The organism is Larkinella arboricola, assembly GCF_003259745.1.
Classification (GTDB): domain Bacteria; phylum Bacteroidota; class Bacteroidia; order Cytophagales; family Spirosomataceae; genus Larkinella; species Larkinella arboricola.
In genome coordinates this window covers 635,013-659,326 of record NZ_QLMC01000002.1, presented here as the reverse complement: position 1 = coordinate 659,326, position 24,314 = coordinate 635,013, and the positions used below count along the sequence as shown (strand labels likewise).

The window sequence follows — 24,314 nt, the reverse complement described above, 5'->3', positions numbered from 1 at the left end:
CACCTGTATCACGTTTAAGCAAAAGGAGTTTTTGTATGGAAGAAGCAACTCCGCCGGACGCCCCCAAACCGGTAGAAGAAGCTCTGCAAAGCCAGCTGGCCATCTTTCGGGCGCTGATCGAACACAGTTCGGATGTCATCATTATCTCGGATGAAAACGGGATTGAGCGATACGTCAGCCCGTCAATCAAAAATGTATTGGGATACGAGCCCGAAGAAATGCTGTTGCGCTCCCAGTACCTGCTGCACCATCCCGACGACCGCGACCGGGTCCGCGACATCTTTTTCGGGCTGGTCAAAAGCCGCAGCAAAACGCCCATTTCATTTACCTGGCGGTTTCTGCACAAAGACGGCACCTGGCGGTGGATCGAAGCCACGGCAACCAACCAGCTTGACAACCCGCTGATTCAGGGCATCATTCTCAATTTTCGGGATGTTACCGAGCGGAAGGAACTCCAGGCCCGCATCGAACACGACACCAAGCGGTTCCGGGCCATCATGGATGCCATTCAGGATCAGATTCAGATTTTTGATACAAACGGTAAAATGCTGTTTGCCAATAAGATTCCGGATTTTATGGAGCATCCGGAAAAGGTCAACGAACGCGACGATCTGCTGTGGTGGATTCACGAAGACGACCGGCAGCGGGTTATTACCGAATTCACAAAGCTGGTTACCGGCGAAACATCCGCCGTGCTGACCGAATACCGTATAGCCAACCCGAACGGCCCCGACTGCTACCTGGAAACGTTTGCCTCCAATCAGATCGAAAACGAAGCCATTGGCGGTATTCTGGCGAACGTGCGCGACATTACCCAGCGAAAGGAGTTTGAAGAAGCCCTGCGGCTGGCCAAAGAAAAAGCCGAATCCGACGCGCTTGAAATTGAGCGCAGCAACCTGGAAATCCGCCTGAAAAACCGGGAACTCAAGAAACTCAACGAGGAAAAAAACGAGCTGCTCCAGATTGTTTCGCACGATTTGAAGAACCCGCTCTACAACCTCCAGCACGAAGCCCGGGCCATTCTGACATCGCCCGAAACCGCCCGGCTGCACACCCATCGGGTGTTGCAGTGTGCCGATACCATGCTGAGCCTGATCAACAATTTCCTGAGCATCCACGCCATCGAGTCGGGTCGGATTCTGGAACATGCCGAGCCACTGAACCTGCAAGACCTGTTGCAACGGGTGCTGGCGAGCTACCGGGAAACGCTCCGAAACAAAGCAATAACCGTTACGACCAACCTGCCCCACCAACCCGTGCGGGTGCTGGCGGATGTCAACTCGCTTACCCAGATTCTCGACAACCTGATATCCAACGCCATCAAGTATTCGCCCGGGGGCGGGCAGGTTTCGGTCGGCATGACGGTATCGACCGGGGCGGTGGCGGTCCGGGTGCAGGATCAGGGCGTGGGCGTTCCGCTCGACGAGGTGGAACGGCTTTTTCAGAAGTTCACCAAACTGTCCACCAAACCCACGGCGGGCGAAAGTTCCAACGGACTCGGTCTGGCCATTGCCCGAAAACTGGTCAAACGGCTCCAGGGCGACATCTGGTACGAACACCATCCCGGCAAGGGCGCCACCTTTGTCGTTGAATTACCGACTCTTACCGACTCACAACCATGAACGTACTGATTATAGAAGACGAAGACCTCACCGCCGACCGGCTGGAGGACCTGGTGCACCAATACGACCCCACCATTACCGTGCTGGCCAAATTGCCTTCGGTTCGCGATTCGGTTCAGTGGCTGAAACTCAATCTGTCGTCTGGCCGCCCGCAGCCGGATCTGATTTTTATGGATATTCACCTGGAAGACGACCTCTGCTTCCGGATTTTTGAACAGGTGCATCTGCCAGTTCCAGTTATTTTTACGACGGCTTTCGACGAGTACATGATCAGGGCGTTTCGGGTCAACAGCATCGATTACCTGCTCAAACCCGTTAGTTACGACAGCCTGCTGGCGGCTTTGCAGAAATACCAGTCCATGAAGCGGCAATTTACGCAGACCGACCTCGAAACACTTAGAGAAGCGATGGGCCTGCGCCGGGTTGACTACAAAACCCGTTTTCTGATCAACGTCGGTACCCGGCTCCGTACCATCGAAACCGCCGATATTGCGTACTTTTACAGCGAGGAGAAAATCACGTTTCTGGTGACGAAAGACAACCAGCGGATGCCGATTGACTACAGTCTGGATAAACTGGCACCCATTCTGAACCCGGCGGATTTTTTCCGGGCCAACCGCCAGTTTCTGCTGTCGCTGCCCGCCATTCGCAACATTCATACGTACTCCAACAGCAAATTAAAACTCGAATTGCAGCCCGACCCGAAAACGGAGGTCTTTATCAGCAAAGAAAAAGTATCGCCTTTTAAAGAGTGGCTTGATGCCTGAACCGATGAACTACAAACTGGTCATTTTCGATTTTGACGGAACGCTCGCCGATTCGTTTCCTTACTTTCTCAAAACGCTCAACGTTCTGGCGGAGATGTACCAGTTTAAGAAAGTGGAGCCGGATCAGGTTGATGAGCTGCGGGGAATGCACGTGCGTCAGATGATGAAGCTGTCGGGTTTGCCCGCCTGGAAAATGCCGATTGTGGCCAGTACATTCATCAAAATGATGAGCCGCGACATTGACCAGATCAGCCTCTTCGACGGTATTTCGGAGTTGCTACAGCAGTTGTCGGCGCACGGGGTTCAGCTGGCCATTGTCAGTTCCAATTCGGAGAGCAACATCCGGCGGGTGCTGGGCGCTGACAACGCCCCCCTGATTAACTACTACAGTTGCGGTACGTCCGTTTTCGGCAAGCAGTCGAAATTCCGGAAAGTGATAAAAAAAAGCGGTTTCCGACCCGGCGAAATCCTCTGCATCGGCGACGAAGTTCGGGACATCGAAGCCGCCCAGTCCGAAGCCCTGCCGTTTGGGGCCGTCACCTGGGGCTATACCCGAACCGACGCCCTGACCGCTTATTCGGGCATCACGGTTTTCCATACCGTCGCCGATATTCTTCATACGGTTCTGCCCGGAAGTCAGCCTTTCCAGGCGTGAATCACTGGTCCGGCCGGAAACCAGCTACACTTTTCGGGCGATTTTCAAACCCTCCCGCCCTCCGCCCGGTTACTCCATCAGTAATCAACAACGGTTACCGTAATAATTTGACTGTTATGGCTGACAAGGATTTGAAAGAGTATGAGGAGATGCTGGGCGGTGGAGAGAAAGGTGCCGCACAAAACAACGGCCCCCAGCACGGTTCGACCGGCGGACGAAGAGGTACGTCTAAAACCAACAGCAGCAAGGGTAGTCACAGCGGTGGCGGCTCGACCGGAGGCACCAAAGGCGGACACAGTAGTTAATAGAAACCTAACTTTTTGAGACAGGCCGGAAATGTTCGTTTCCGGCCTGTTTATTTTTATACCGTCAACTCCGCCATCAGCTTGAGCAGTTTTTCGGCTGTTTCGGGGGTTCGTCGGCCCAGCCCGCAGGAGGTTGCGACATTCACCGCCTGCCCCCGCTCCGTTTCGATGGAATCCCGAATCTGTTTATTCTCTTCCAGCGTCCGCCCTTCGTGGACAAAACCGGCCACCAACCGCGTGGCCGACGGCAATCGCAGGTTTTTCAACGGCGCATAATAGCCATCGTTGAGGGGCGGGGGCACCAACCCCTCGGCCAGCGGGTAATGAACATACGCCAGTGTGTGCTGCGACGGCCATTCGTCGACCAGTTTATTGGAAAACGCCACCATCTTGCCGAGCGTTTTGGGATGAATCAGGGCGTGGTTGTGAAAATCGCCCAGACACAAATGCATCCCAATCTGCGCACCGGGTTTAATTTTCGACAGCAAATCTTTAATCGGTTTCAGGGCCAAACCAAGCAACGGTGTGGGCAGCATATAAGCCGCGTATAATTCCGGGGGCACTTCGAGCTGAACAATCACGTCGTTTCCGGCTTCGTCCAGCGCGGCATTGACTTCGCGGGCAATGACGGTATTGAACGCGTACGTATAACGCAGCCACTGAAGCTGACTGGCAAACGCGAATCCCATCGCAAAACCGGTGGGCACACCCAACTGAAATTTCAGATCGGGGCGGTTGTACTGCTCCCGCAGCCGTTTAAAAATCGGGTAGCTGCTCCGGAAAAAATCATCGTAACCCAGCCGGACGTGCTGCGGCATTTCGGCGGGCGACCGCAACGGTCTGAGCTTCTGAATGTGATCGTAGCTGGTGGCCATGCCGTCTTCCCCCCGAACGGGCGGCTTCACGACTTCCCAATTGGTTTGGTCTTCGGTCATTTTCTCGATGGCGTACACCACCCAGGCAATCCGGTTGCCTTTCGGGAAAGCCGGGGATTTTTCGCCGATCTCCCCGTCGGGCAGGCAAAACAACACCGGGGCCAGCGCATCGAGGGCGCGGGTCATGCATTCTTCTTCGTTGGAAAACGGCAGGCTGCCAACGAGCAGGGCCGAGCGGACAGACGGTTTTTGGGCAGAAACCGGCCCCGGCTGTGCGGAAGTAGCGGTCTGATTCAAAGGTAGTTTGAGATTGGGTGAAGGAAGTCATTAAATTACAAATACTATTTTAGTATTCCCGTCAAGACTTGCCTTATCTTTGCCTATCGAGTCATAAAGCCCATTATAATTTCGCCTGTTTGTGAAACTTTTCCGAATTCTATTCCCTTGCCTCTTCATTTGTACTGCCCTTTTCGCCCAAAAGAAAAACGAAGCGTACCAATACCACATCCGCCAGACGCAGCCAACCGACCGGACGCCCCACATTAAAATCGACGGGGTGATGGACGAACAAGCCTGGCTGGAGGCTGAAACGGCAACCGATTTTTTCATGGCGCTGCCGATGGACACCAGCTTTGCCAAGCTCCGGACGGACGTAAAAATGACCTACGACCAGCAAAATTTTTACATCATCGCCGTCTGTTACTACCCCCGCCGACCGGACAGTTCGTGGGCCAACCGGCCGTTTGTGCAGTCGCTCCGGCGGGATTGGGAGTTTCAGAAAAACGATAACTTCATCTTTTTCCTGGACCCCTTCGACGACCAGACCAACGGTTTTACGTTTGGTGCCAACGCCGTTGGGGCGCAGTGGGACGGGTTGCTGTACGATGGTGGCCGGGCCAATCTGAGCTGGGACAACAAATGGTATTCGGTGGTGAAGCAATATGAAGACCGGTACGTGTTCGAAGCCGCCATTCCTTTCAAATCCATTCGGTACAAAAAAGGCATTACGCGCTGGGGCATTAACTTCAGCCGGAACGACCTGCTAACCACCGAAAAATCAAGCTGGGCTCCGGTTCCCCGGCAATTTCCCACGGCTTCGCTGGCGTATACCGGCTCCATCATCTGGGATCAGGCCCCTCCGCAGGTCGGCCCGAATATTTCCGTGATTCCATACGTATTGGGTGGATTAAGCCGCGACTATCAATCCGAAAAACCGACTGCGTTCCGGGGCGATGCCGGGGTGGATGCCAAAGTGGCCGTTACCTCATCGCTCAACCTGGATTTAACCGTCAACCCGGATTTCTCGCAGGTGGATGTTGACCAGCAGGTGACCAACCTCGACCGGTTTGAGTTGTTTTTCCCGGAACGGCGGCAGTTTTTTCTGGAAAACGGCGACCAGATTTCCAATTTCGGCTACGCCAACATTCGGCCCTTTTTCTCCCGGCGCATCGGTCTGGGCGTTCCCATCCGGTTTGGGGCGCGGCTCAGCGGCAAGCTCAACAAAGACTGGCGGATTGGCCTGATGGATATGCAGACCGGCAAGGTAGACGAAACCGGTTTGCCCGCCCAGAACTTTGCCGTTATGGCGCTCCAGCGCCGGGTGTTCTCCCGCTCCAACATCGGGGTGATACTCATCAACAAAGAATCGCTCAATTACGAGCCGGAGTTGGGCAAACCGACGTATTCGAAATACAACCGGAATTTTGGTCTGGAATACAACCTGGCCTCTTCCAACAACGTCTGGACCGGGAAAGTCCTCCTGCTGAAGTCGTTCGATCCGCAAAACTCCAACCGCAGCCTGGTTCACGCGGCCAACCTGCTGTATACCACCCGGAAATGGATTATTGGCTGGCAACACGAATACGTCGGCCAGAACTATTCGGCGGAGGTGGGTTACGTACCGCGCCGGGGGTATGTCAAATTCAACCCGACGGCCAGTTACCTGATACTTCCCAAAGGCGGCTCGGTGTTAAGCCACGGCCCGCAACTTTCGTCGGTTCACATTTATGATGAATCGTTCCGGAAAACCGATAGCGAAACCATGGCGCTGTATACCACCACATTCCGGTCCAAAAGCGTCTTTTCCGTTTGGGCCAGCCAATCGTACATCCGTCTGCTAGCCCCGTTTGACCCGACCAACACCGGGCGTGATACGCTGGCGCGCGGCACCGAACACCGCTGGAAAACCATCGGCGCCGATTATATTTCGAAGCCGCAAAGTTTGTTTACCTACTCGTTTTCAGCGCGGTACGGCGGTTATTATGCCGATGGCACCCGCCTGAACCTCGCTACTTCTCTGGGGTATCGGTTTCAGCCGTATGTGAGTCTGGCGATGAGTGCCAACTACAACGAAATCCGGCTGCCCGAACCGCTGAGTACGGCCAAATTCTGGCTCGTGGGTCCACGTATTGACCTGACTATGACCAACAGCCTGTTCTTCACCACGTTTGTCCAATATAATGAACAGGCCAAGAACGTGAACCTCAACACCCGTCTTCAGTGGCGCTATGCCCCGGTTTCCGATTTGTTCATTGTTTACACGGACAACTACTTACCCGGCTCGCTGAGCGTCAAAAACCGGGCGTTGGTGCTGAAACTGACGTACTGGTGGAATGTATAAACGGTCTGAAATAAACAAAGCGACGACGTTGGTAGTTTGATTTAAAAACTTTAACCCATCACGTCATGCGTAATTTCACTCATTTTCTATACACGCTGGCCATGTCGCTCTTTCTGCTGGTTGGGATGACCAGTTGCGAAATAGTCGGTGGTATTTTCAAAGCCGGTGCCTGGACCGGAGCGATTCTGGTCATTGCCGTTATTGTACTCGTCATCTGGGGCTTTTCCCGATTATTTGGTGGCCGAAGAAGCGATTGAATTTCAACCCATACGGTCATAAAAAAGCCGTCACCTTTGCAAAGGTGACGGCTTTTTTATGACTATCTATTCAGCGATCAGGCAACCAGTTCGACCAGTTTGTCCTGCTGGATAACGGCCCGCATCCGGTCGCCCAGATCATCGGCCGCCGGATAGAGCGGCAGACGCACGTTGGACGAAATAAGACCCAGGATTTCCAGGATTTTCTTGATGCCCACCGGGTTGCCTTCTTCATACAGCAACGGGTCAATGCGCAGGAAATGGCCCAGTTCTTTTTGTGCAAAGGCAAAATCTCCGCGCAGGGCCGCGTGAATCATGCCCGAAAACTTCGCCGGGAAAGCATTGGCAATGACCGACATGACACCGACCCCGCCGATGCTGATGATGGGAACGCCCTGCACATCGTCGCCCGAAATCAAGAGAAAATCCTCCGGTTTATCACGGACAATTTCCATGCACTGCTCAATGATGCAGGATGCTTCTTTGACGCCGATGATGTTCGGGTGCTGGGCCAGCGTACAAATTGTTTCCGCCGACATATTGATGCCCGTCCGGGGCGGAATGTTATACAGAATCACCGGCACCGGGCTGGCGTCGGCAATGCGCGTAAAGTGTTCGATCACCCCGCGTTTTCCGGGTTTATTGTAGTAGGGGCAAACCGACAGAATGGCATCAACGCCCTCGAAATCGGTATCCTTAATGGACGCAACCACATCGGGCGTTACATTGCCACCCATGCCGTAGACGATCGGTAATTTCTTCGGGTTATTTTCCTTTAAATACTGAAGTAGCTGTTTCTTTTCCGTTTTTGTCACCGTGGGCGATTCGCCGGTGGTACCTTGCAGCACAACATAATCGACACCGCCGTCGGTAATGTGCTGAACGACCCGACCAAAACCGTCGAAATCAACGGTCATGTCGTCGTTAAACGGGGTTACAATGGCGACCCCAACGCCGTGGAAACGAGTATTCATCTACTTGTTTTCTGGATTAGAAGGAATAAGTAAAACGGAAATTAGGCAAAGGTACGGTTTTTCCGTCATTACTAAATACCTACCATCGCCAGAAACTCATCTTCGCCGATCATGGTGACACCCATCTTCTGCGCTTTTTCGACTTTCGACGGACCAGCGTTTTCGCCCACGATCAGGTAATTTAGCTTTTTGGAAACGCCACTCAGCAGTTTGCCGCCGTGGGCCTCGATCTCGCTTTCAAGTTCTTCGCGCGAAAAATTGGCGAACGTGCCCGTATACAGGAACGTCTTCCCCAATAACGACTCCCCTTTCTTCTCCACCGCTACGCGGTCAGTTTCCATCTGCAAACCCGCCAGCCGCAGCCGCTCGACAAATACCTGATTTTCGGAATCGGCAAACCAGGCTACGACGCTCTGGGCAATCCGGTCGCCCACTTCGGGCACCCCCAGCAAGGCTTCGTACGAGGCCGTCCGCAGCGCGTCCATGTTGCCGAAATAATCGGCCAGCTTCTCGGCCGTAGTGTTGCCGACGTAGCGGATGCCGAGCGCGAACAGCACATTGGCAAACGGCTGCGCTTTCGACCGCTCAATGGCCGTCAGGATGTTGTCAACAGACTTTTGCCGCAAACTGACCACCCGCGTTTTGCCGGTTTCAGAATCGGTATATGTTTTCTCCAGCCCGAGTAACTTTTCGTAGGTCAGTTCGTACAAATCCGCCGGGCTGCGTACCAGCCCCCGGTCGATCAGCAGCTCAATTTTGCCTTCGCCCAGGCTCTCAATGTTCATGGCCCGGCGCTGGATGAAATGCTCGAAACGGGCCTGTTGCTGCGGTGGGCAGCCTTTTTCGTTCGGGCAGTAAAAATGCGCTTCACCCTCTTTCCGAACCAACGGGGTCTGGCAGGCCGGGCAAACCGTGGGGTACACAATGGGTTCGACGGCATCGGTTCGCTGGGTCAGGTCAACCCCGGTTATTTTGGGAATAATCTCCCCGCCCTTTTCCACAAAAACCGTGTCGTGCAGCATCACGCCCAGCCGCTGAATCTCGTTGGCATTGTGCAGCGACGCCCGCTTGACCACCGTTCCCGCCAGCAGCACCGGTTTCAGGTTGGCAACCGGTGTAACGGCTCCGGTACGACCCACCTGGTATGAAACGCTGTTGAGCGTCGTGCTGGCCGCTAACGCCTTGTATTTAAAGGCAATGGCCCAGCGCGGGCTTTTTGCCGTATACCCCAGCTCACGCTGCTGATCGTAGCGGTTGATTTTGATCACAATACCGTCGGTTGCCAGCGGCAGTTCATACCGCCGGGTTTCCCACTCGTTGATGAAGGCAAACACCTCCTGAATGCTGGCACATTTGCGCCAGGTCTGCGACACATTGAAGCCCCAGTTTTTCATGGCCATCAGGCTTTCTTCGTGCGTCTGAAACACTTCCGGCTCCGACAGAAATGAGTAGAGATAGCAATCCAGCCGCCGTTTGGCCACCGCAGCCGAATCCTGCTGCTTGAAGGTGCCGGAGGCCGCGTTGCGCGGATTGGCCAGCAACGGTTCGCCAATGTCCTCGCGCTCTTTGTTGATTCGCTCAAACTCGGCCAGCGGCAAAAATCCTTCTCCGCGCACCTCAAACAAGGCCGGTACGCCCGGATCGGTTACTTTCAGGGGCAGCGTTCGGATGGTTCGGACGTTAAACGTAATGTCATCGCCCCGAACGCCATCGCCCCGGGTTGCGCCCTGCACCAGCACCCCGTTTTCGTATGTCATGCTCAGGGCAACACCGTCAAATTTTAACTCACAGATGTATTCATACGGCGCATTGTTGAGCCCTCTGCGCACCCGGTTGTCAAACTCCGTCAGGTCCGATTCGGAGTACGTATTGCCCAGCGACATCATCGGGAAGCGGTGATACACCGTGGCAAATTCCTTGCTGACGGTGCCGCCCACGCGGTGCGTCGGGGAATCGGGCCGGCTGAATTCCGGGTGTTGCTTTTCTAAAGCCGTGAGTTCCTCCAGCAGTTTATCGAAGGTAAAATCATCGACCTCCGAAATACTGTTCTGGTAATATTGGTAGTTATAATAGTTGAGCCGATCCGTCAGTTCGACGATTCTTTCCTGTGGATTCATGTATTTTTAAGCTGGTCCGATGCCGGGTTTGTCGGGCTAAATTAGAGTACAATCCAGACAAATCCTTTACTAAGTCTGACATGAGTACCGAATTGTTCCAACAAAAAAGACTAATTTTGGTGTCACCTTTGCCTATTCGGACCTATAATTTAACTGATACGTACGTTTCATGACGCCACCCCTGATTGCGCCATCCATACTGGCCGCTGATTTTGCGAACCTGCAACGCGATGTGGAATTGCTCAACCACTCGGAAGCCGACTGGATTCACGTAGACGTCATGGACGGCCTGTTCGTTCCGAATATTTCCTTTGGCATTCCGGTCTGCGAAGCCATTAACCGCCACGCTACCAAGCCGCTGGACGTTCACCTGATGATTGTTCAGCCGGAACGGTATATCGATGCGTTTGCCAAAGCGGGCGCGGCTCATCCCGACCGACCGGGCACCATTACGGTTCACCTGGAAGCCTGTACGCACCTGCACCGTACGCTGACGCAGATTCGGGAAACGGGCTGTAAGGCGGGCGTGGCCCTCAATCCGCATTCTCCGGTCGAATTGCTGGCCGACGTGCTGGACAACCTTGATCTGGTTTTAATTATGTCGGTCAATCCGGGTTTTGGCGGACAATCCTTTATTCCCCAAACGTTGCAGAAAATCCGGAAGCTGCGCAAACTGCTGGCCGGAGCCAGCCACTCGCCCATCATCGAAGTTGACGGTGGCGTGGGCACTGAAAATGTGGCGGCTTTGGTAGAAGCCGGTGCGGATGCGCTGGTTGCCGGTAGCTCGGTTTTCCGGGCCAGCGACCCCACGGAGGCCATTCGTGCGTTAAAGCATTTTACGCCCACGGCCCGGCAGGAGGCCCGGCTAGCCTAAACTAATTTCATCTGAGCTTAACATCTTGGCATGCAAAAGAAAATAGTTTATAGTTTACTGGCAGGAACGCTGCTGTGTGTTTCCGTTCTCTCCTGTAAACAAAACCCCACCAACGGGAACGAACTGACCCAAACCAACGATTCCACGGGGGCGCGTCCCCGGATTCCAAGCCCCGAATGGACCCGAAACGCCACCATTTACGAGGTCAACGTGCGGCAGTTTTCCGAAGAAGGCACCTTCAAAGCCGTTGAACAGCAACTGACCCGCCTGCGGGAAATGGGCGTCGATATTCTCTGGCTGATGCCGATTCACCCCATCAGCAAGGAAAATGTGCAGGGTACATTGGGCAATCCCTACGCGGTGGAAGATTACAAGGCCGTTAATCCGGAATACGGCACGATGGCCGATTTTAAGGCGTTTGTCAAGCAGGCGCACGACCTGGGTATGCACGTGATTCTCGACTGGGTACCCAACCATACCGGCCGCAGCCACTCCTGGGTGAAACTGCATCCGGACTGGTACACCCAGATTAACGGCAAATTTACCGCGCCCATCGACAACCAGGGCCAGGTGACCGACCGCCCCGACGTGGTAGACCTGAACTACGAGAACCCCCAGCTGCGGGCCGCCATGATCGACGCCATGCAGTTCTGGGTGCGCGAATGCGACGTGGACGGATACCGGTGTGAGGTGGCGGGTTTTGTGCCCGATGATTTCTGGGCCGAACTGCGCCCCAAACTCGATAGCATCAAACCGGTTTTCATGCTGGCCGAATGGGAAGACAAGCCCGAGCATTTTAAGGACTGCTTCAACATGAATTACGGCTGGAGTACCTTCCACCTCATGCAGCAGATTGCCAAAGGCAAGCGTCCGGCCACTGCCCTCGACTCACTGCTGGCCCACAACAAGCAACGGTTTCCACCCTGGTATTACCAGATGCAGTTTACGCAGAACCACGACGAAAACGCCTGGACCGGTACCGGATCGGAGTTGTTCGGAAACGGCATCGACGCTTTTACGGTGCTGGCCTTTACCTTCAACGGGATGCCGCTGCTGTATAACGGGATGGAATCCAACCTGAGCAAACGTCTTAAATTTTACGAAAAAGACCCGATTTACTGGGGTAACTATGCCAAAGCAGACTTTTACAAAACCCTGCTGACGCTCAAACACCGCAACCGCGCCCTCTGGAACGGTCAGGCGGGGGGCGAACTCGTGAAAATTCCGACCGAAAAAGACGATAAAGTTTATGCCTTCTACCGGAAACAGGACAACGATCTGGTGGTGGTCATCGTCAATCTCAGCCCGACGCCCCAGACCATCCGGCTCAACGGCGACGGCTTTGAGGGCGTCTTCACCGAAGTTTTCAGCCGCGAATCCGCCGAACTACGAAATTCCATGACGTTTGCCCTCAAACCCTGGGAATACAGAGTCTATACGAATTAATTGGAATGATGAGTTGGGAATGATGCGGTATGAATGATAAATTACGTATAAAATGAACGGTCCCCTTCATCGTTCATCATTTATAATTCATCATTAGCAAACTTGTTGGCATGATTCGGGGTGTTTTAATCGTGTTGGGATGGGTTCTTTTCTTTTCACCGAAGGCTGCGGGGCAAACCGTCCTGTGGGCCAGCTCGGTGGTAGGCTACTCCTCCGACGGACGCGGTGAAGCGTATACCCAGCAGTACCGGTCCAGCCAGATTCTGGGCAAACCCAACCGCCTGCCCCAGGTCGGCGACAACCCCTGCGCCTGGGCTCCCCTCTACCCCGACGGTCCGAACGACGAATGGATTACGGTCCGGTTCAACGAAACCATTCCCATCCGGCAGATCGCCATTTTTCAGAGCGGAAATCCGGGTGCCATTACGCAGGTGGTGGTCATCGACGGTTCGGGAGCCGAAAATCTGGTCTACAAACATACCGGCGCGGGTTCGGAAACCGGGCAGGGACCGCTGCTGCGAATTGCGCTTACGGAACAATCCCTGGTAGCCAATACCGTTAAAGTCGTCATGCGGCCCAGCCTTGTCAAAGGCCCCAACCAGATCGACGCTATCGGGATTTCGGACAGTTCTGAACCCATCAACGTCACCATCAATGTTTCAAAAGACGCACCCAAAGAACTGGTGAAGGAAAGCCTGGGGCCGCAGATAAACTCGCGGGGACAGGAAGTAGCGCCGGTGATCGCGCCGGATGGTAAAACCCTGTATTTCACGCGCGGTCAGCACGAAAGCAATACCGGCGACCCGCGGAGTCAAGACGTCTGGTATTCGACCCTTCAGCCCAACGGCGAGTGGGGAAAAGCCGTCAACATTGGCCCGCCTATTAACACCACCGCCGATAACGCCGTCAGCGGCATGTCGCCGGATGGCCGGACGCTTTATCTGATCAATGTTTACAAACCCGACGGTACGGTAACCTACGGTTTATCCCAATCCACGCTGGGTAAAAACGGCTGGTCATTCCCGACCGAAGTGGTCATTGCGAACAACCACAATCTGCACAAAAACGCCTATACCGAATACGCCATCGTTCCCGACGGCAAGACGATTGTGCTCTCGGTTCAGCGCCGGAACTCGCTGGGAAACAAAGACCTGTACGTTTCGTTCCGGCAACCCGACCAAACCTGGAGCGAGCCGGTGAGCATGGGACCGGTGCTGAATACGGCGGATTACGAAGGCGCTCCGTTTGTCGCATCGGATTCCAGAACGCTGTATTTTACCTCCGCCGGGCGGCCCGAATACGGCAACGGTGACATTTTTGTGAGTCGGCGGCTGGACGACACCTGGACGAACTGGTCGGAACCCGAAAACCTGGGACCAAACATCAACACCCCCGAGTGGGATGGCTATTTCACGATTCCGGCCACCGGCGATTATGCGTACCTCAGTTCCATTCAAAACTCGATGGGCGGGGAAGATATTTTCCGGCTGAAACTTTATCCGGCCATCAAACCCGACCCCGTTGCCATCGTGTCCGGGCAGGTGATCGACGGACTAACCCGCAAACCAATTGCCGCCGAAGTGCGATCGACGGTAATGCCCGATAACAAGGAACAAAGCCGGATAAAGTACAACCCCGAAACGGGCGATTTCAAACTCCTGCTGCCTACGCAGAGCAGCTACAACCTGACGGCCAGCCGCGACGGTTATTTCCCGACCACCGAACCGCTCGACCTGAGCAAGGACAAACGGTTTCGGGACATTCGGAAAAATCTCGTGCTGACACCCATCAAAACCGGCCAGCGGGTGGTGCTGCATGAGGTGCTGTTCGAGCAGAGCAAAGCCGTGCTGCTGAGCGGTTCCAGCGCCGAACTGGACCGGGTGGCCCAGATGCTGAAAGACTTCCCGACGATGGAAATTCAGGTAGACGGACATACTGATAATCAGGGCCAATGGGACCTCAACATGAAACTATCGCAGGATCGGGTGCGGGTGGTGAAAGAGTACCTGATCGGTCAGGGCATTGCGGACAATCGGATTCAGACCAAAGCCTGGGGGCCCAGCAAACCCATTGCCAGCAACGAAACCGAAGAAAAGCGCCGACTCAACCGCCGGGTTGAATTTACGATCCTCAAAATGTGAAAGTCCGGCAAAATGGCCTTATTTTTGCCCGCAAAAAGCTATTCACACTCATTTATTAATGTCTCAGCACCGTCGAACGTCTGTCCTCATCCTATCTGGAATAGTCCTGTTGGCGTTTGTTCTTCGTCTCTACCGTGCCGACGCCTACGGTCTTTTTTTCGACGAAAAAGCAACAATCCTCATTAGCCAGGGCATTCCGATGGAGGGTGCCAATCAGCACGACGTATTCGACAAGCCGGATTCTCCTTATTTCACGCCCAAAGAATTCTGGCGACCCAAGACGCTGGCCGATTTCAACGAAGCGGTTTCCCGGAGTGATATTGGCCACAGCCCGGCCTATTACGCCATGCTCTGGACCTGGATTAAAGCCTTTGGCCTGAGCGATTTATCTCTCCGCTTTCCGTCCATTTTGTTCGGTACGCTAACGGTTTTGCTGGTTTATTTTTTTGTCAAACGCCACCTCCGGCTTACACCCGAAACCACCGACCGGCTGGCTCTGATCAGTGCTTTTATTGCCACCATCGAGCCTCTTTTCATCGCTCACAGCCATATTGCCCGCAATTATACGATGTCGTTTTTCCTGACACTGCTGGCAACGCACGTCTTTCTGATCATTATCGAAAAAGAAAAGGCCCGTAAAGCGTCCGTTGGGCTTTACATCGGGTATTGTGCGCTCGTATCCCTTTCGATTCTTTCCCATTACCTGACCGTTACGGTCTTTTTAAGCCACGGCTTGTACGTGCTGTTTTTTGTCAGAAAATGGCCCGTCTGGTACAAACTGGGCGTTTCTTTTGCCGTAGCCCTTGGTTTCGTTTCCTTATGGATGTTGTTTGGCGGTGGACAATCCACCTTCGGAACGTTAAAATATCAGGCTGAATTTTACCGCATGCTGGCCGAAACGAACCCCGTCAACAACGGTTTTGGCCTGATCTTACCCGCTACGGTTCCGAACGTTTTCTGGCGGGCCATACCGGTTTTCGCAGACCTGGTTATTTTCACCAACGGGCTGGCTACCATGATTGTGGGCTACCGGAATGCCGTAGTGGCCTTCCTGATTGGCCTGCTCTGCATTTTCATTATTCATCGATACCGGAATCAGCGTCAGACGCCCCAGTGGGTTAAATTTGCCATCCCCACGCTGCTTTTGGCAGGAATGTTGTACTACAGCATTCATCCATTGCAACACCTGGTTCTGTCCGCCATGCTACCGTTTTTCTACCTGCTCGGTCTTTCGCTGATGGAAGACTTCCGGCCGGGCGACCGTCCGCTGCTTCTTTTCCTGATCATGCTGTCGCTGATTCCTACGTTGTTTCTGCTGCTGATGGCTTTCCGCTCCGGGCACACCTACGGCGTCACCCAACGGTATTCGGGCTTCTCGTTTCCGTATGTCTGCATTCTGGTGGCGCTCATGATTCAGAAACTTTTTGCACAACGGCTCTGGATCAGCCTGCCACTGGCTGCGGTGCTGTTCATTCAGGCCGGTTTTGTTGCCCTGCTATTGCAGCAGATTTATAACGACATGGCTCCGAAATACACTTCGTATGGCGTTCCGCGTACGAAGAACCCATTCTGGTACTCAGCAAAGAAAATTCAGGAGCTATACACCCCCGGCGATACGGTTTTGTACCCGACGCTGAAACGCAAGGAATATACCGAAATTGACAAAAGTGGCCGCCCTTATGACATCCTGGATGCTCAGTTGGTAAACATCTATCTGCCCCGCGATGCCACCTATTATCAGCGTATCGACACAACTGAACAGGATAAGATTGTACTCGTCAAAGGCAAGACCGGTCAGAAAATCACTATCTTTGACCTCGAAGGAACGAAATACCGTTACTAAAATGACTTCACCGGCAACAACTACGAACGATCTAACAACCCTCAGTGGCCAACTCCGGCTGAAGGTACTGGAATTGTACAATATGGCCCATGCCGGGCACATCGGCTGTTCGCTGAGTTGCCTGGATCTGATGATTGCAACGCTGATTCTTCGCAAACAGCCAGACGATACGTTTATTCTGTCGAAAGGCCACGCTGCCGGGGCATTGTACGTCTGTCTTAATCACCTGGGCGAAATCTCGGACGACCAATTGCAAACGTTTTATAAAAACGGAACCACATTGCCCGCCCATCCCGCCCCCAACCAGCACAAGGGAATCCCGTTTGCCACCGGTTCGCTCGGCCACGGTCTGCCCATTGCTGCGGGCATCGCCCACGCGAATAAATTACTGGGCAACCAACAAGCGGTGTATGTCCTGCTTTCGGATGGCGAAACCAACGAAGGGACCACCTGGGAAGCCGCCCACTACGCCATTCAGCAGGGGCTGGACAATCTGGTGATGCTGATCGACAAAAACGGTTTGCAGGGATTCGGGCCCACCGCCGATGTGTTTGGCGACACCGCCGACGTGGCTAAATGGCAGGCGATTGGCTTCGAGGTTGTGGAGGCCGACGGGCATGACATCGAAGCGTTAGCGGCTACCGTTGACACCCTGCGGCTGCAAACCAACGGCAAACCCAAAGTGATCATTGCGCATACCGTGAAAGGCAAAGGCGTTTCGTACATGGAAAACCGGCTCGAATGGCATTACCTGCCCATGAACGCCGACCTCTACGAGCAGGCCAAAGCCGACATCCACGACCGGTATCTTACCGCTTAGCCGACCGCCAAGGTCCGATTCACACTATTTAATAACGAATGTCTAACCAGATCCTACCGTACCGGGATAGCATCCTGCAACTCAAAGGCCCCATTTTTGTTTTCGGAGCCAGCGGCTTTATCGGTGCCAATTTATTCAATCAGATTTTCCAGCTTCGGAAAGATTGTTACGCGCTGACCCACGACGCCACCAAAGCCTGGCGACTAAAACTGCTGAACGTTCCGGCCGAAAACATCATCCACTGCGATATTCTTTCCCATAAATCGGTACAGGAAGTTTTTGCTCGCCACCAGCCCCGCACGATTTTCAACCTGGCGGCTTACGGTGCCTACAGCAAGCAGAAAAACGTCAACCTGACCTACGAAACCAACGTCAACGGCACGGTTAACATTCTGGAAAACTGCACTTCCGAAACCGTGTACATCCACGCCGGAAGCAGTTCGGAATACGGTTTTAACTGCACAGCGCCCAAAGAAACCGACCGCGTCGAGCCCAATAGCCACTACGCCGTATCGAAAGTTTCGGCGGCTTATCTGCTCGAATTTTACGCCCGCGTTCACGGCCTAAAAACCCTGAATTTGCGGCTTTACTCGATCTACGGCGGCTGGGAAGAACCCGACCGGCTCATTCCCCGGCTGGTGGAAGAAGCCCAAAAAGGAACGCTCCCCCCGCTGGTTTCGCCCGACATCAGCCGCGATTTTGTCTACATCGACGACTGCGTGGAAGCGTTCGTGCAGGCGGCTCTGAAAGTCGATAAAACCATCAGCGGACGGTCGTACAACATTGCCACGGGTCGGAAAACCACCATGCGCGAACTGGTAGACGAAACCCGTACCACTTTCAATCTGGCGGTAGAGCCGGTCTGGGGCAGCATGGGCAACCGCCAGTGGGACCTCAGCGACTGGTATGGCGACCCCGTAGCGGCCAACGCCGACCTCGATTGGCAGGCCCGCACACCCCTGACGGTAGGGTTGCAGAAAACCGCCGACTGGCAGGTTGAGCATCAGTACGCCGAGCGCGTGCTTCCGGCTTTTGCTAACCCGACGCTCAACCCCGTCATTACGGCCATCATTGCCTGTTACAAGGACGCGCAGGCCATCCCCATCATGTACGAACGGCTGGTCAAAACGTTCAACGAGATGAAGGTCCGGTACGAGATTATTTTTGTTAATGACAACTCGCCGGACAACCAGGAGGAAGTGATCGACGGTATTTGCGCGAAAGATCCGAACGTCATCGGAATCACACATTCGCGGAATTTCGGGTCGCAGTCGGCGTTTCTGAGCGGGATGGAAATCTCGACGGGCGATGCCGTGGTGCTGATGGACGGCGATTTGCAGGACCCGCCCGAAATTATTCCGCAGTTTTACGAAAAATGGCAGCAGGGGTACGATGTAACGTACGGCGTGCGGGTGCAGCGCGAAATGCCGGCCCACGTCCATTTCTTTTACCGGACGTTCTACCGGTTGTTCAAGAAAATGTCGTACATCAACATCCCGGTCGATGCGGGTGACTTTTCGATGATCGATCAGAAGGTGGTGCGCGAACTGGTGGCCCTGCCCGAAACCGAGCAATTCCTGCGCGGACTGCGGGCCTGGGTTGGTTTCAAGCAAACCGGGGTGGATTACGTCCGCCCGGAACGGATGTTCGGCGTTTCGACCAACAACTGGACCAAAAACATCTGGTGGGCCAAGAAGGCCATTTTCTCCTTCAGCTTTGCTCCGCTCGAACTGATGTCCTACGCGGGCTTTATTCTGACGGGTTTATCGCTGCTGGGCATTGTCTGGCAGATCCTGGCCAAATTCCTGATTTTCCCGAACACGCCCGCCGGTTTGTCAACGGTTATCGTTCTGGTGATGCTGTTTGGCGGTATTAACCTGCTGGGCATTTCGTTTTTGGGGGAATACATCAGCAAGATTTTCGAAGAAACCAAGAAACGACCCAAGTTCATCCGAACCAAAGTCCGCAAGGGCGAGCAGCTCTATAAAACCGCATCCGAAATCCGGGCGCTGGTGGAAGCGAGAAAAACGAAATAAGGGTTGTCTGGAGTTATAGCACAGAGGGCATCAGAGTTTATCAGGGTTTATCAGAGCGTCTTTGATTAACTCTGATGCCCTCTGATAAACCCTGTGTTACAACTCTTAAAAACAAAACACACCGAAGAATTCATGCGTAAAGAATTTTCAGCTGCCATTGAACGCATTGCCGCGCAGGATGAGCGCATCATCTTCATCACGGGCGATCTGGGCTACAACGCCCTCGAAAACGTAGCCACCATCATGGGGCCACGCTTCATCAACGCGGGCGTCGCCGAACAGAACATGGTCGGGGTGGCTGCGGGGATGGCCTACAAAGGATATAAAGTGTTCTGTTACAGCATCGCACCGTTTGCGGTCTACCGCTGTCTGGAGCAGTTTCGCAATGACGTTTGTCTGCACAACCTGCCGGTTTTCATGGTCGGAAACGGCGGTGGCTACGGGTACGGCATTATGGGGTCCACCCACCACGCTATCGAAGACCTGGCCTGCCTGAGTGGTTTGCAGAACGTCAAAACCTGGATTCCGGCCTTTGCCGACGAAATCGATCCGTTTGTCGATGCTATCGTAGCGGAAGGTCGTCCGGCGTACCTGCGGCTGGGGGCCGGTCCGAAAACCCCGGAAGGCAGCGAAACCAGCGGTTCATTCAAGAAAGTGGTTAGCAGCGCCAATCCGAAAGGAACCGTCGTGGCACTGGGGCCGGTCGCAGCCAACGTCCTGAAAGCCCTGCAAACCTCCGACGTGCTCGGCAATCAATTTGATGTTTACACGGCTTTAAACCTGCCACTCGACCTGCCCGCGAGCCTGGGTAAGCAGTGGGCCGAATCGCAGAATCTACTGGTGGTGGAAGAACACGTCAGCATCGGCGGACTGGCGCAGCAGCTTTCGGTTAAACTGCTGGAAAACGGGCTGTCGTTCCGGCAGTTCGTGAGTTTGTCGGCCCAGGGGTATCCCGGCGGAGTGTATGGCGATCAGAGTTTTCACCAGCAGCTATCGGGGCTGGATGCGGCTTCCATTCAGGAAAAACTGACGGCTTTTTTGTAGAAAAGGCTCGTTGAGGAGAAGCGTTATTTCGCGGAGATAAACAGAGAAATTTAGAGGTAAGCGGAGTCATATGGACTCGAAAACAGCGTCAGTTTCGGTTACGGATAGTGAATCAACAGTAACTTCCCGACGGTCGATCGTGTTGGGTGGGCTGGTGTTGCTTGTCCCGATTCTGGTCTATGGCTGGGTGTTTAGTCGCTACGCCATCAACATTCCAAAATTCGAAGATCATACCTTAAAAGCTTTTTTGCTTAATCTGGAGAAAGCCGGATCGGTTCACGAGTGGGTATACGAATTTTTCCGGCAGCACAACGAACACCGCATCGTTTACGACCGAATCATCACCTGGCTGGATTACAACCTGACCGGTAAGCTCAACTACATTCACCTGATGGTGGTAGGCAATCTGAGCCTGGTTTTGCTGTTAGCGGTTTTCGTCAGGGCGTTACAAAAAACGGGGGCAGCGGTTTGGATGGCCTTGCCGGTCGCGCTGTTGCTGTTTAACCTCTCGCAGTGGGAGAATATGTTCTGGGCGATGGCGTCCCTGCAAAACTTTACCGTCGTGGCGCTGGCCCTGGCCACCTTTTACGCCCTGGCGTTTAAAAACCGGGTGGGCTGGACGGCCATTGGTCTGGCGGTAGTTGCCACCATCACCAGCGGCAACGGGTTGCTGATCTGGCCCGTTGGGCTGATGCTGCTCTTCTTGCGGCAGGATTACGCGGGTGTCATGCGCTGGCTGGCGGCTCTGGCCGTTTCCTTCCGGCTTTACTTTCTGTACTACGAAAAACCGCCGGGCAACCCGGTCGATTCGGGAACGCTGCTGCAAAAGTTTCACGGCTGGCTACTGTTTAACGGAGCAGCAGCCGAGGCCCTCCCGTTTCAAAACTTCCTGCTGAGTTGTACGGTATTGGGCGCTGTGCTACTTGGGGTTACGGCCCTGCTCAGCATCCTTTTTCTGAAGCAGCACCTGTTTGGTCCTAAACTTTCCGGCTGGCAGATCTTCTTTCTCGGAACAGCCGCCTTCGTGGTCGGGTCGGGATTGGTTGTTGCATTAAACCGCGTTGGCTTCGGTCTGGCGACCCTGACCACCAGCCGCTACAAAATCTATTCGCTCACGCTGCTGTCGTTGCTATTCACGTACTGGATTTCCCAAAGCCGTCCTTCGCAGCGCCGGATTCGGGCGGGTCTGGCGTCGGGTTTCAGTTTTCTGCTTGCTTTTTTCTCGTATACCACCTACCTCGACGAATCCGTCTACCTGCGGAAGTACCTAACCACCAGCCAGTTTAACTGGTCCTACACGCAACCCACACCGGTTTCTACGGTTGATGCACAGACCCGGAAACTGATCAACAACGCCCCGGCTTTTTACGACGCATCCGTGTCGCGCCTGTATCAGATTCCGCAAAGCCTGCCAACGGCCCGGCTGGATACGGTATTTAAAGCCAACGACGAGTACGTGGCCCGCCTGGATTCATTTCCGGTACTCGGTATTCGCGACGAAGGGGCGTATCTGGTGGCGCGGTCGCCCCGCCGGACGTACCTGTTTGCCACCCGCCAGAACCTGTCCGGAAGCCGTCGGCGCTGGCTGCAACCCCGGCACACGTTTGGCCCCGGTTTTACGGCCCAGATTCCCGAGAATGAACTGGATGCCGGAACCTACGACCTGCTGCTGCTGGCCATCAAACCCGGTAATGAGTGGCAGTTTTATTCCACCGGTCGGCAGGTAACGGCATCGGGCCAGACCGCCACCCCGTTTAAAAAGAATTGGTAGTATGCTCGCAACCGAAACAATTCATAAAGAAAAAAATTACCTGGTTCAGTTGGACGGCCTGCGTTTTCTGGCCGTCACGCTGGTGATGATCGACCACTGGATGGGCGAACGGGTTCATCTGCCGCTGGGGTACTTTGGCGTTAACCTGTTTTTTGTCCTGAGCGGCTTTCTGATCACCCGCATCCTGATTCACAGTAAATTAACCGACGACCGGCTACAGCGTTCGCACGGTCATTCACTGCGGCAGTTTTACATCCGCCGGAGTCTGCGCATTTTCCCCATTTATTACCTAACGTTAGTGGTGCTGGCTCTGATCGGTTTTCAGGCCGCCCGCGAATACCTCCCCTGGTTTCTGACCTACACCCAGAATTTCTGGATCATTATTCATCAAACGTGGTTTGGGGCGCTGGATCACCTCTGGTCGCTGGCCGTCGAGGAGCAGTATTACATTTTTTTCCCGTTTCTGATTCTCTTTATCCCGACCCGCCGGATTCCGGCACTGCTCATTACACTGATTGTTATTTCGTTTCTGGTCCGGCTGTACCTGTATGCAACCCAGGCACCCTGGATGGTACAGTTCGTGCTGATGCCTACCTGTCTGGATGCCTTCGGGCTGGGCGGGGTGCTGGCTTATCTGATGGTTTTTCGGCGGGAGCAGTTTACAAAAGTGGCCGGAAACACGGGTCTGCTGCTGGTCAGTCTGGGGCTATACGCCCTGAACGTTTACCTGATGATGACGACCTCACCGGCTCGCAATGTTTTCACGGACGTTTTCGACCGCTTTTTCACCTCCCTGTTCTGCTTTTTTGTCATCGGCAAAGGGGTTATTGGCTACCAGGGCTTTATGAAATACATCCTGGAACACCCCATCAGCAGTTACCTGGGCCGCATTAGCTACGGTTTGTATTTATTTCATAACCTGGTTTTCAATTTTTACCACACGCCCGCCAATTACATCACCGTTCGGGCCTGGAACCGGCTGCTGCGGGAACTGCCTTTTCTGGCCGACACCGCTCTGGAACCGTTAAGCATGGTTCTGTTTTTCTACGGCATTACGGTGGCCGTCGCAACCGTCTCCTGGTATGTGATCGAGAAGCCCATTAATGGTCTGAAAGAGCGGTTTGCGTACTAGCTTCAGGCACCGGCGGCCCATTGAATAAATGAAAATGAGAGGTCCGAAAAATCATTACCCCGATTTTTGTATCTTTGTCAACAAAGAAGTTGTCGAACCGGCAATACGAACAATCTTCTGTACTTCAACGTTATTGCCTTTATCCACCTCCTACTGATCAATGAGTCTGTTACTATCGATTGTCATGCCGGCCTACAACGAGGAAGAATGCATCCACGAGGTTGTAGAAAACTGGGTCGACCTGCTGAACCGGCAATTTCCTACTGAAAGCACCCGCCTGATCGTTATCAACGACGGTTCCAAAGACCGTACGGGCGCGATTTTAGACTCATTGAAGCCTAAATACCCCAACAAACTGGAGGTGGTACATACGCCGAATGGTGGTCACGGTAATGCGGTGGTACGGGGTTACCGCCACGCCGTCACGCTGGGTTCCGAATACGTTTTCCAAACCGACAGCGACGACCAGTTTATTACCGACGACTTCGCCAAATTGTGGGCCAAACGGCACGAATCGAACTTTATTCTGGGTTACCGGCAGATTCGTTTCGATGCGCCCGCCCGCCTGGTAATCACCCGAATTTTGAAATACAGCCTGTTCCTGATTTACGGAACGTATATTAAAGACAGCAACATTCCTTTCCGGCTTATCAACGGGATTTACCTCAAGAAGCTTCTGGAGCAACTCCCCGATCCGGCGCCCTTTGCCCCGAATATTTTTCTGGCGGTCATGGCCCGCAAAGCCGGTCAGAAAACCTTCGATATTCCCATTGTTCACAAGGAACGCCAGACCGGCACGGTTTCCATTCTGAAATGGAAGCTGCTGAAAGTCTGTATGCAAAGCTTCCAGGAACTGGTCGAATTCCGGATGGCGCTGGGCTCCAAGGTCAAAGCCCTCAAAACCGTGCATGTAAACCAACCCGTCAAACTATAAAGTTGACCGTACGGTATTGTTGATGACGCAGATTGAACGGATTTCTACAGATTTTATCTGCGAAAATCCGGCCGGTCGGCG

At 53.9% G+C, this 24,314-nt stretch carries 19 protein-coding genes; 16 read left to right on the top strand and 3 right to left on the bottom strand.

What is annotated here, in order from left to right:
- The first annotated feature begins 35 nt into the window (after nucleotides 1–35).
- The 4 genes from LX87_RS09790 (at nucleotide 36) to LX87_RS09775 (ending at nucleotide 3,349) form a co-directional block, all read left to right on the top strand.
- Complete coding sequence (locus LX87_RS09790; RefSeq protein WP_170139334.1) at nucleotides 36–1,622, top strand: sensor histidine kinase; 1,587 nt, start codon at nucleotides 36–38, stop codon at nucleotides 1,620–1,622.
- Complete coding sequence (locus tag LX87_RS09785; protein WP_111628018.1) at nucleotides 1,619–2,389, top strand: LytR/AlgR family response regulator transcription factor; 771 nt, start codon at nucleotides 1,619–1,621, stop codon at nucleotides 2,387–2,389. The genes LX87_RS09790 and LX87_RS09785 overlap by 4 nt, the downstream gene beginning before the upstream one ends.
- 4 nt (nucleotides 2,390–2,393) lie before the next feature.
- Nucleotides 2,394–3,044, top strand: a complete 651-nt coding sequence (locus LX87_RS09780; protein ID WP_111628354.1) for an HAD hydrolase-like protein — start codon at nucleotides 2,394–2,396, stop codon at nucleotides 3,042–3,044.
- Nucleotides 3,045–3,160: 116 nt separating this feature from the next.
- Nucleotides 3,161–3,349 carry a hypothetical protein gene (locus LX87_RS09775; protein ID WP_111628017.1) on the top strand — a complete coding sequence of 63 codons (189 nt, stop codon included), beginning with the start codon at nucleotides 3,161–3,163 and terminating at the stop codon, nucleotides 3,347–3,349.
- Between the two features lie 56 nt (nucleotides 3,350–3,405).
- Here LX87_RS09775 and LX87_RS09770 read toward each other — a convergent pair whose 3' ends face one another.
- Complete coding sequence (locus tag LX87_RS09770; RefSeq protein ID WP_111628016.1) at nucleotides 3,406–4,521, bottom strand: uroporphyrinogen decarboxylase/cobalamine-independent methonine synthase family protein; 1,116 nt, start codon at nucleotides 4,519–4,521, stop codon at nucleotides 3,406–3,408.
- A 121-nt stretch (nucleotides 4,522–4,642) separates the two neighbouring features.
- Here LX87_RS09770 and LX87_RS09765 point away from each other — a divergent pair, with 121 nt between their 5' ends.
- Complete coding sequence (locus LX87_RS09765; RefSeq protein ID WP_211325288.1) at nucleotides 4,643–6,844, top strand: carbohydrate binding family 9 domain-containing protein; 2,202 nt, start codon at nucleotides 4,643–4,645, stop codon at nucleotides 6,842–6,844.
- A gap of 65 nt (nucleotides 6,845–6,909) precedes the next feature.
- Nucleotides 6,910–7,101 carry a hypothetical protein gene (locus LX87_RS09760; RefSeq protein WP_111628014.1) on the top strand — a complete coding sequence of 64 codons (192 nt, stop codon included), beginning with the start codon at nucleotides 6,910–6,912 and terminating at the stop codon, nucleotides 7,099–7,101.
- 77 nt (nucleotides 7,102–7,178) lie between these two features.
- Here LX87_RS09760 and dapA read toward each other — a convergent pair whose 3' ends face one another.
- Nucleotides 7,179–8,075 (bottom strand): 4-hydroxy-tetrahydrodipicolinate synthase, encoded by an 897-nt coding sequence (dapA, locus tag LX87_RS09755; protein ID WP_111628013.1) that lies wholly within the window; start codon nucleotides 8,073–8,075, stop codon nucleotides 7,179–7,181.
- Nucleotides 8,076–8,146: 71 nt separating this feature from the next.
- Nucleotides 8,147–10,192 carry an NAD-dependent DNA ligase LigA gene (gene ligA, locus LX87_RS09750; protein WP_111628012.1) on the bottom strand — a complete coding sequence of 682 codons (2,046 nt, stop codon included), beginning with the start codon at nucleotides 10,190–10,192 and terminating at the stop codon, nucleotides 8,147–8,149.
- 169 nt (nucleotides 10,193–10,361) lie between these two features.
- Here ligA and rpe point away from each other — a divergent pair, with 169 nt between their 5' ends.
- The 10 genes from rpe (at nucleotide 10,362) to LX87_RS09700 (ending at nucleotide 24,233) form a co-directional block, all read left to right on the top strand.
- Entirely contained in the window at nucleotides 10,362–11,066 is a 705-nt protein-coding gene (rpe, locus tag LX87_RS09745; RefSeq protein ID WP_111628011.1) for a ribulose-phosphate 3-epimerase, read from the top strand.
- 30 nt (nucleotides 11,067–11,096) lie between these two features.
- On the top strand, nucleotides 11,097–12,512 hold the full coding sequence (locus LX87_RS09740; RefSeq protein WP_111628010.1) for an alpha-amylase family glycosyl hydrolase: 1,416 nt from the start codon (nucleotides 11,097–11,099) through the stop codon (nucleotides 12,510–12,512).
- A gap of 110 nt (nucleotides 12,513–12,622) precedes the next feature.
- Entirely contained in the window at nucleotides 12,623–14,653 is a 2,031-nt protein-coding gene (locus LX87_RS09735) for an OmpA family protein (protein WP_111628009.1), read from the top strand.
- A 109-nt stretch (nucleotides 14,654–14,762) separates the two neighbouring features.
- Nucleotides 14,763–16,496 carry a glycosyltransferase family 39 protein gene (locus LX87_RS09730; protein ID WP_310587906.1) on the top strand — a complete coding sequence of 578 codons (1,734 nt, stop codon included), beginning with the start codon at nucleotides 14,763–14,765 and terminating at the stop codon, nucleotides 16,494–16,496.
- A 1-nt stretch (nucleotide 16,497) separates the two neighbouring features.
- Nucleotides 16,498–17,316, top strand: a complete 819-nt coding sequence (locus LX87_RS09725; RefSeq protein ID WP_111628007.1) for a transketolase — start codon at nucleotides 16,498–16,500, stop codon at nucleotides 17,314–17,316.
- 38 nt (nucleotides 17,317–17,354) lie between these two features.
- The gene (locus LX87_RS09720; protein ID WP_111628006.1) at nucleotides 17,355–19,352 is read left to right on the top strand and encodes an NAD-dependent epimerase/dehydratase family protein; all 1,998 of its coding nucleotides are present in this window, start codon (nucleotides 17,355–17,357) and stop codon (nucleotides 19,350–19,352) included.
- 132 nt (nucleotides 19,353–19,484) lie between these two features.
- Entirely contained in the window at nucleotides 19,485–20,396 is a 912-nt protein-coding gene (locus LX87_RS09715) for a transketolase family protein (protein ID WP_111628005.1), read from the top strand.
- A 70-nt stretch (nucleotides 20,397–20,466) separates the two neighbouring features.
- Nucleotides 20,467–22,167, top strand: coding sequence for a hypothetical protein (locus LX87_RS09710; RefSeq protein ID WP_146624461.1), 1,701 nt, complete (start codon nucleotides 20,467–20,469; stop codon nucleotides 22,165–22,167).
- 1 nt (nucleotide 22,168) lies between these two features.
- On the top strand, nucleotides 22,169–23,299 hold the full coding sequence (locus tag LX87_RS09705) for an acyltransferase family protein (protein WP_111628003.1): 1,131 nt from the start codon (nucleotides 22,169–22,171) through the stop codon (nucleotides 23,297–23,299).
- A 160-nt stretch (nucleotides 23,300–23,459) separates the two neighbouring features.
- Nucleotides 23,460–24,233, top strand: coding sequence for a glycosyltransferase family 2 protein (locus LX87_RS09700; RefSeq protein WP_111628002.1), 774 nt, complete (start codon nucleotides 23,460–23,462; stop codon nucleotides 24,231–24,233).
- Nucleotides 24,234–24,314: the final 81 nt, after the last annotated feature.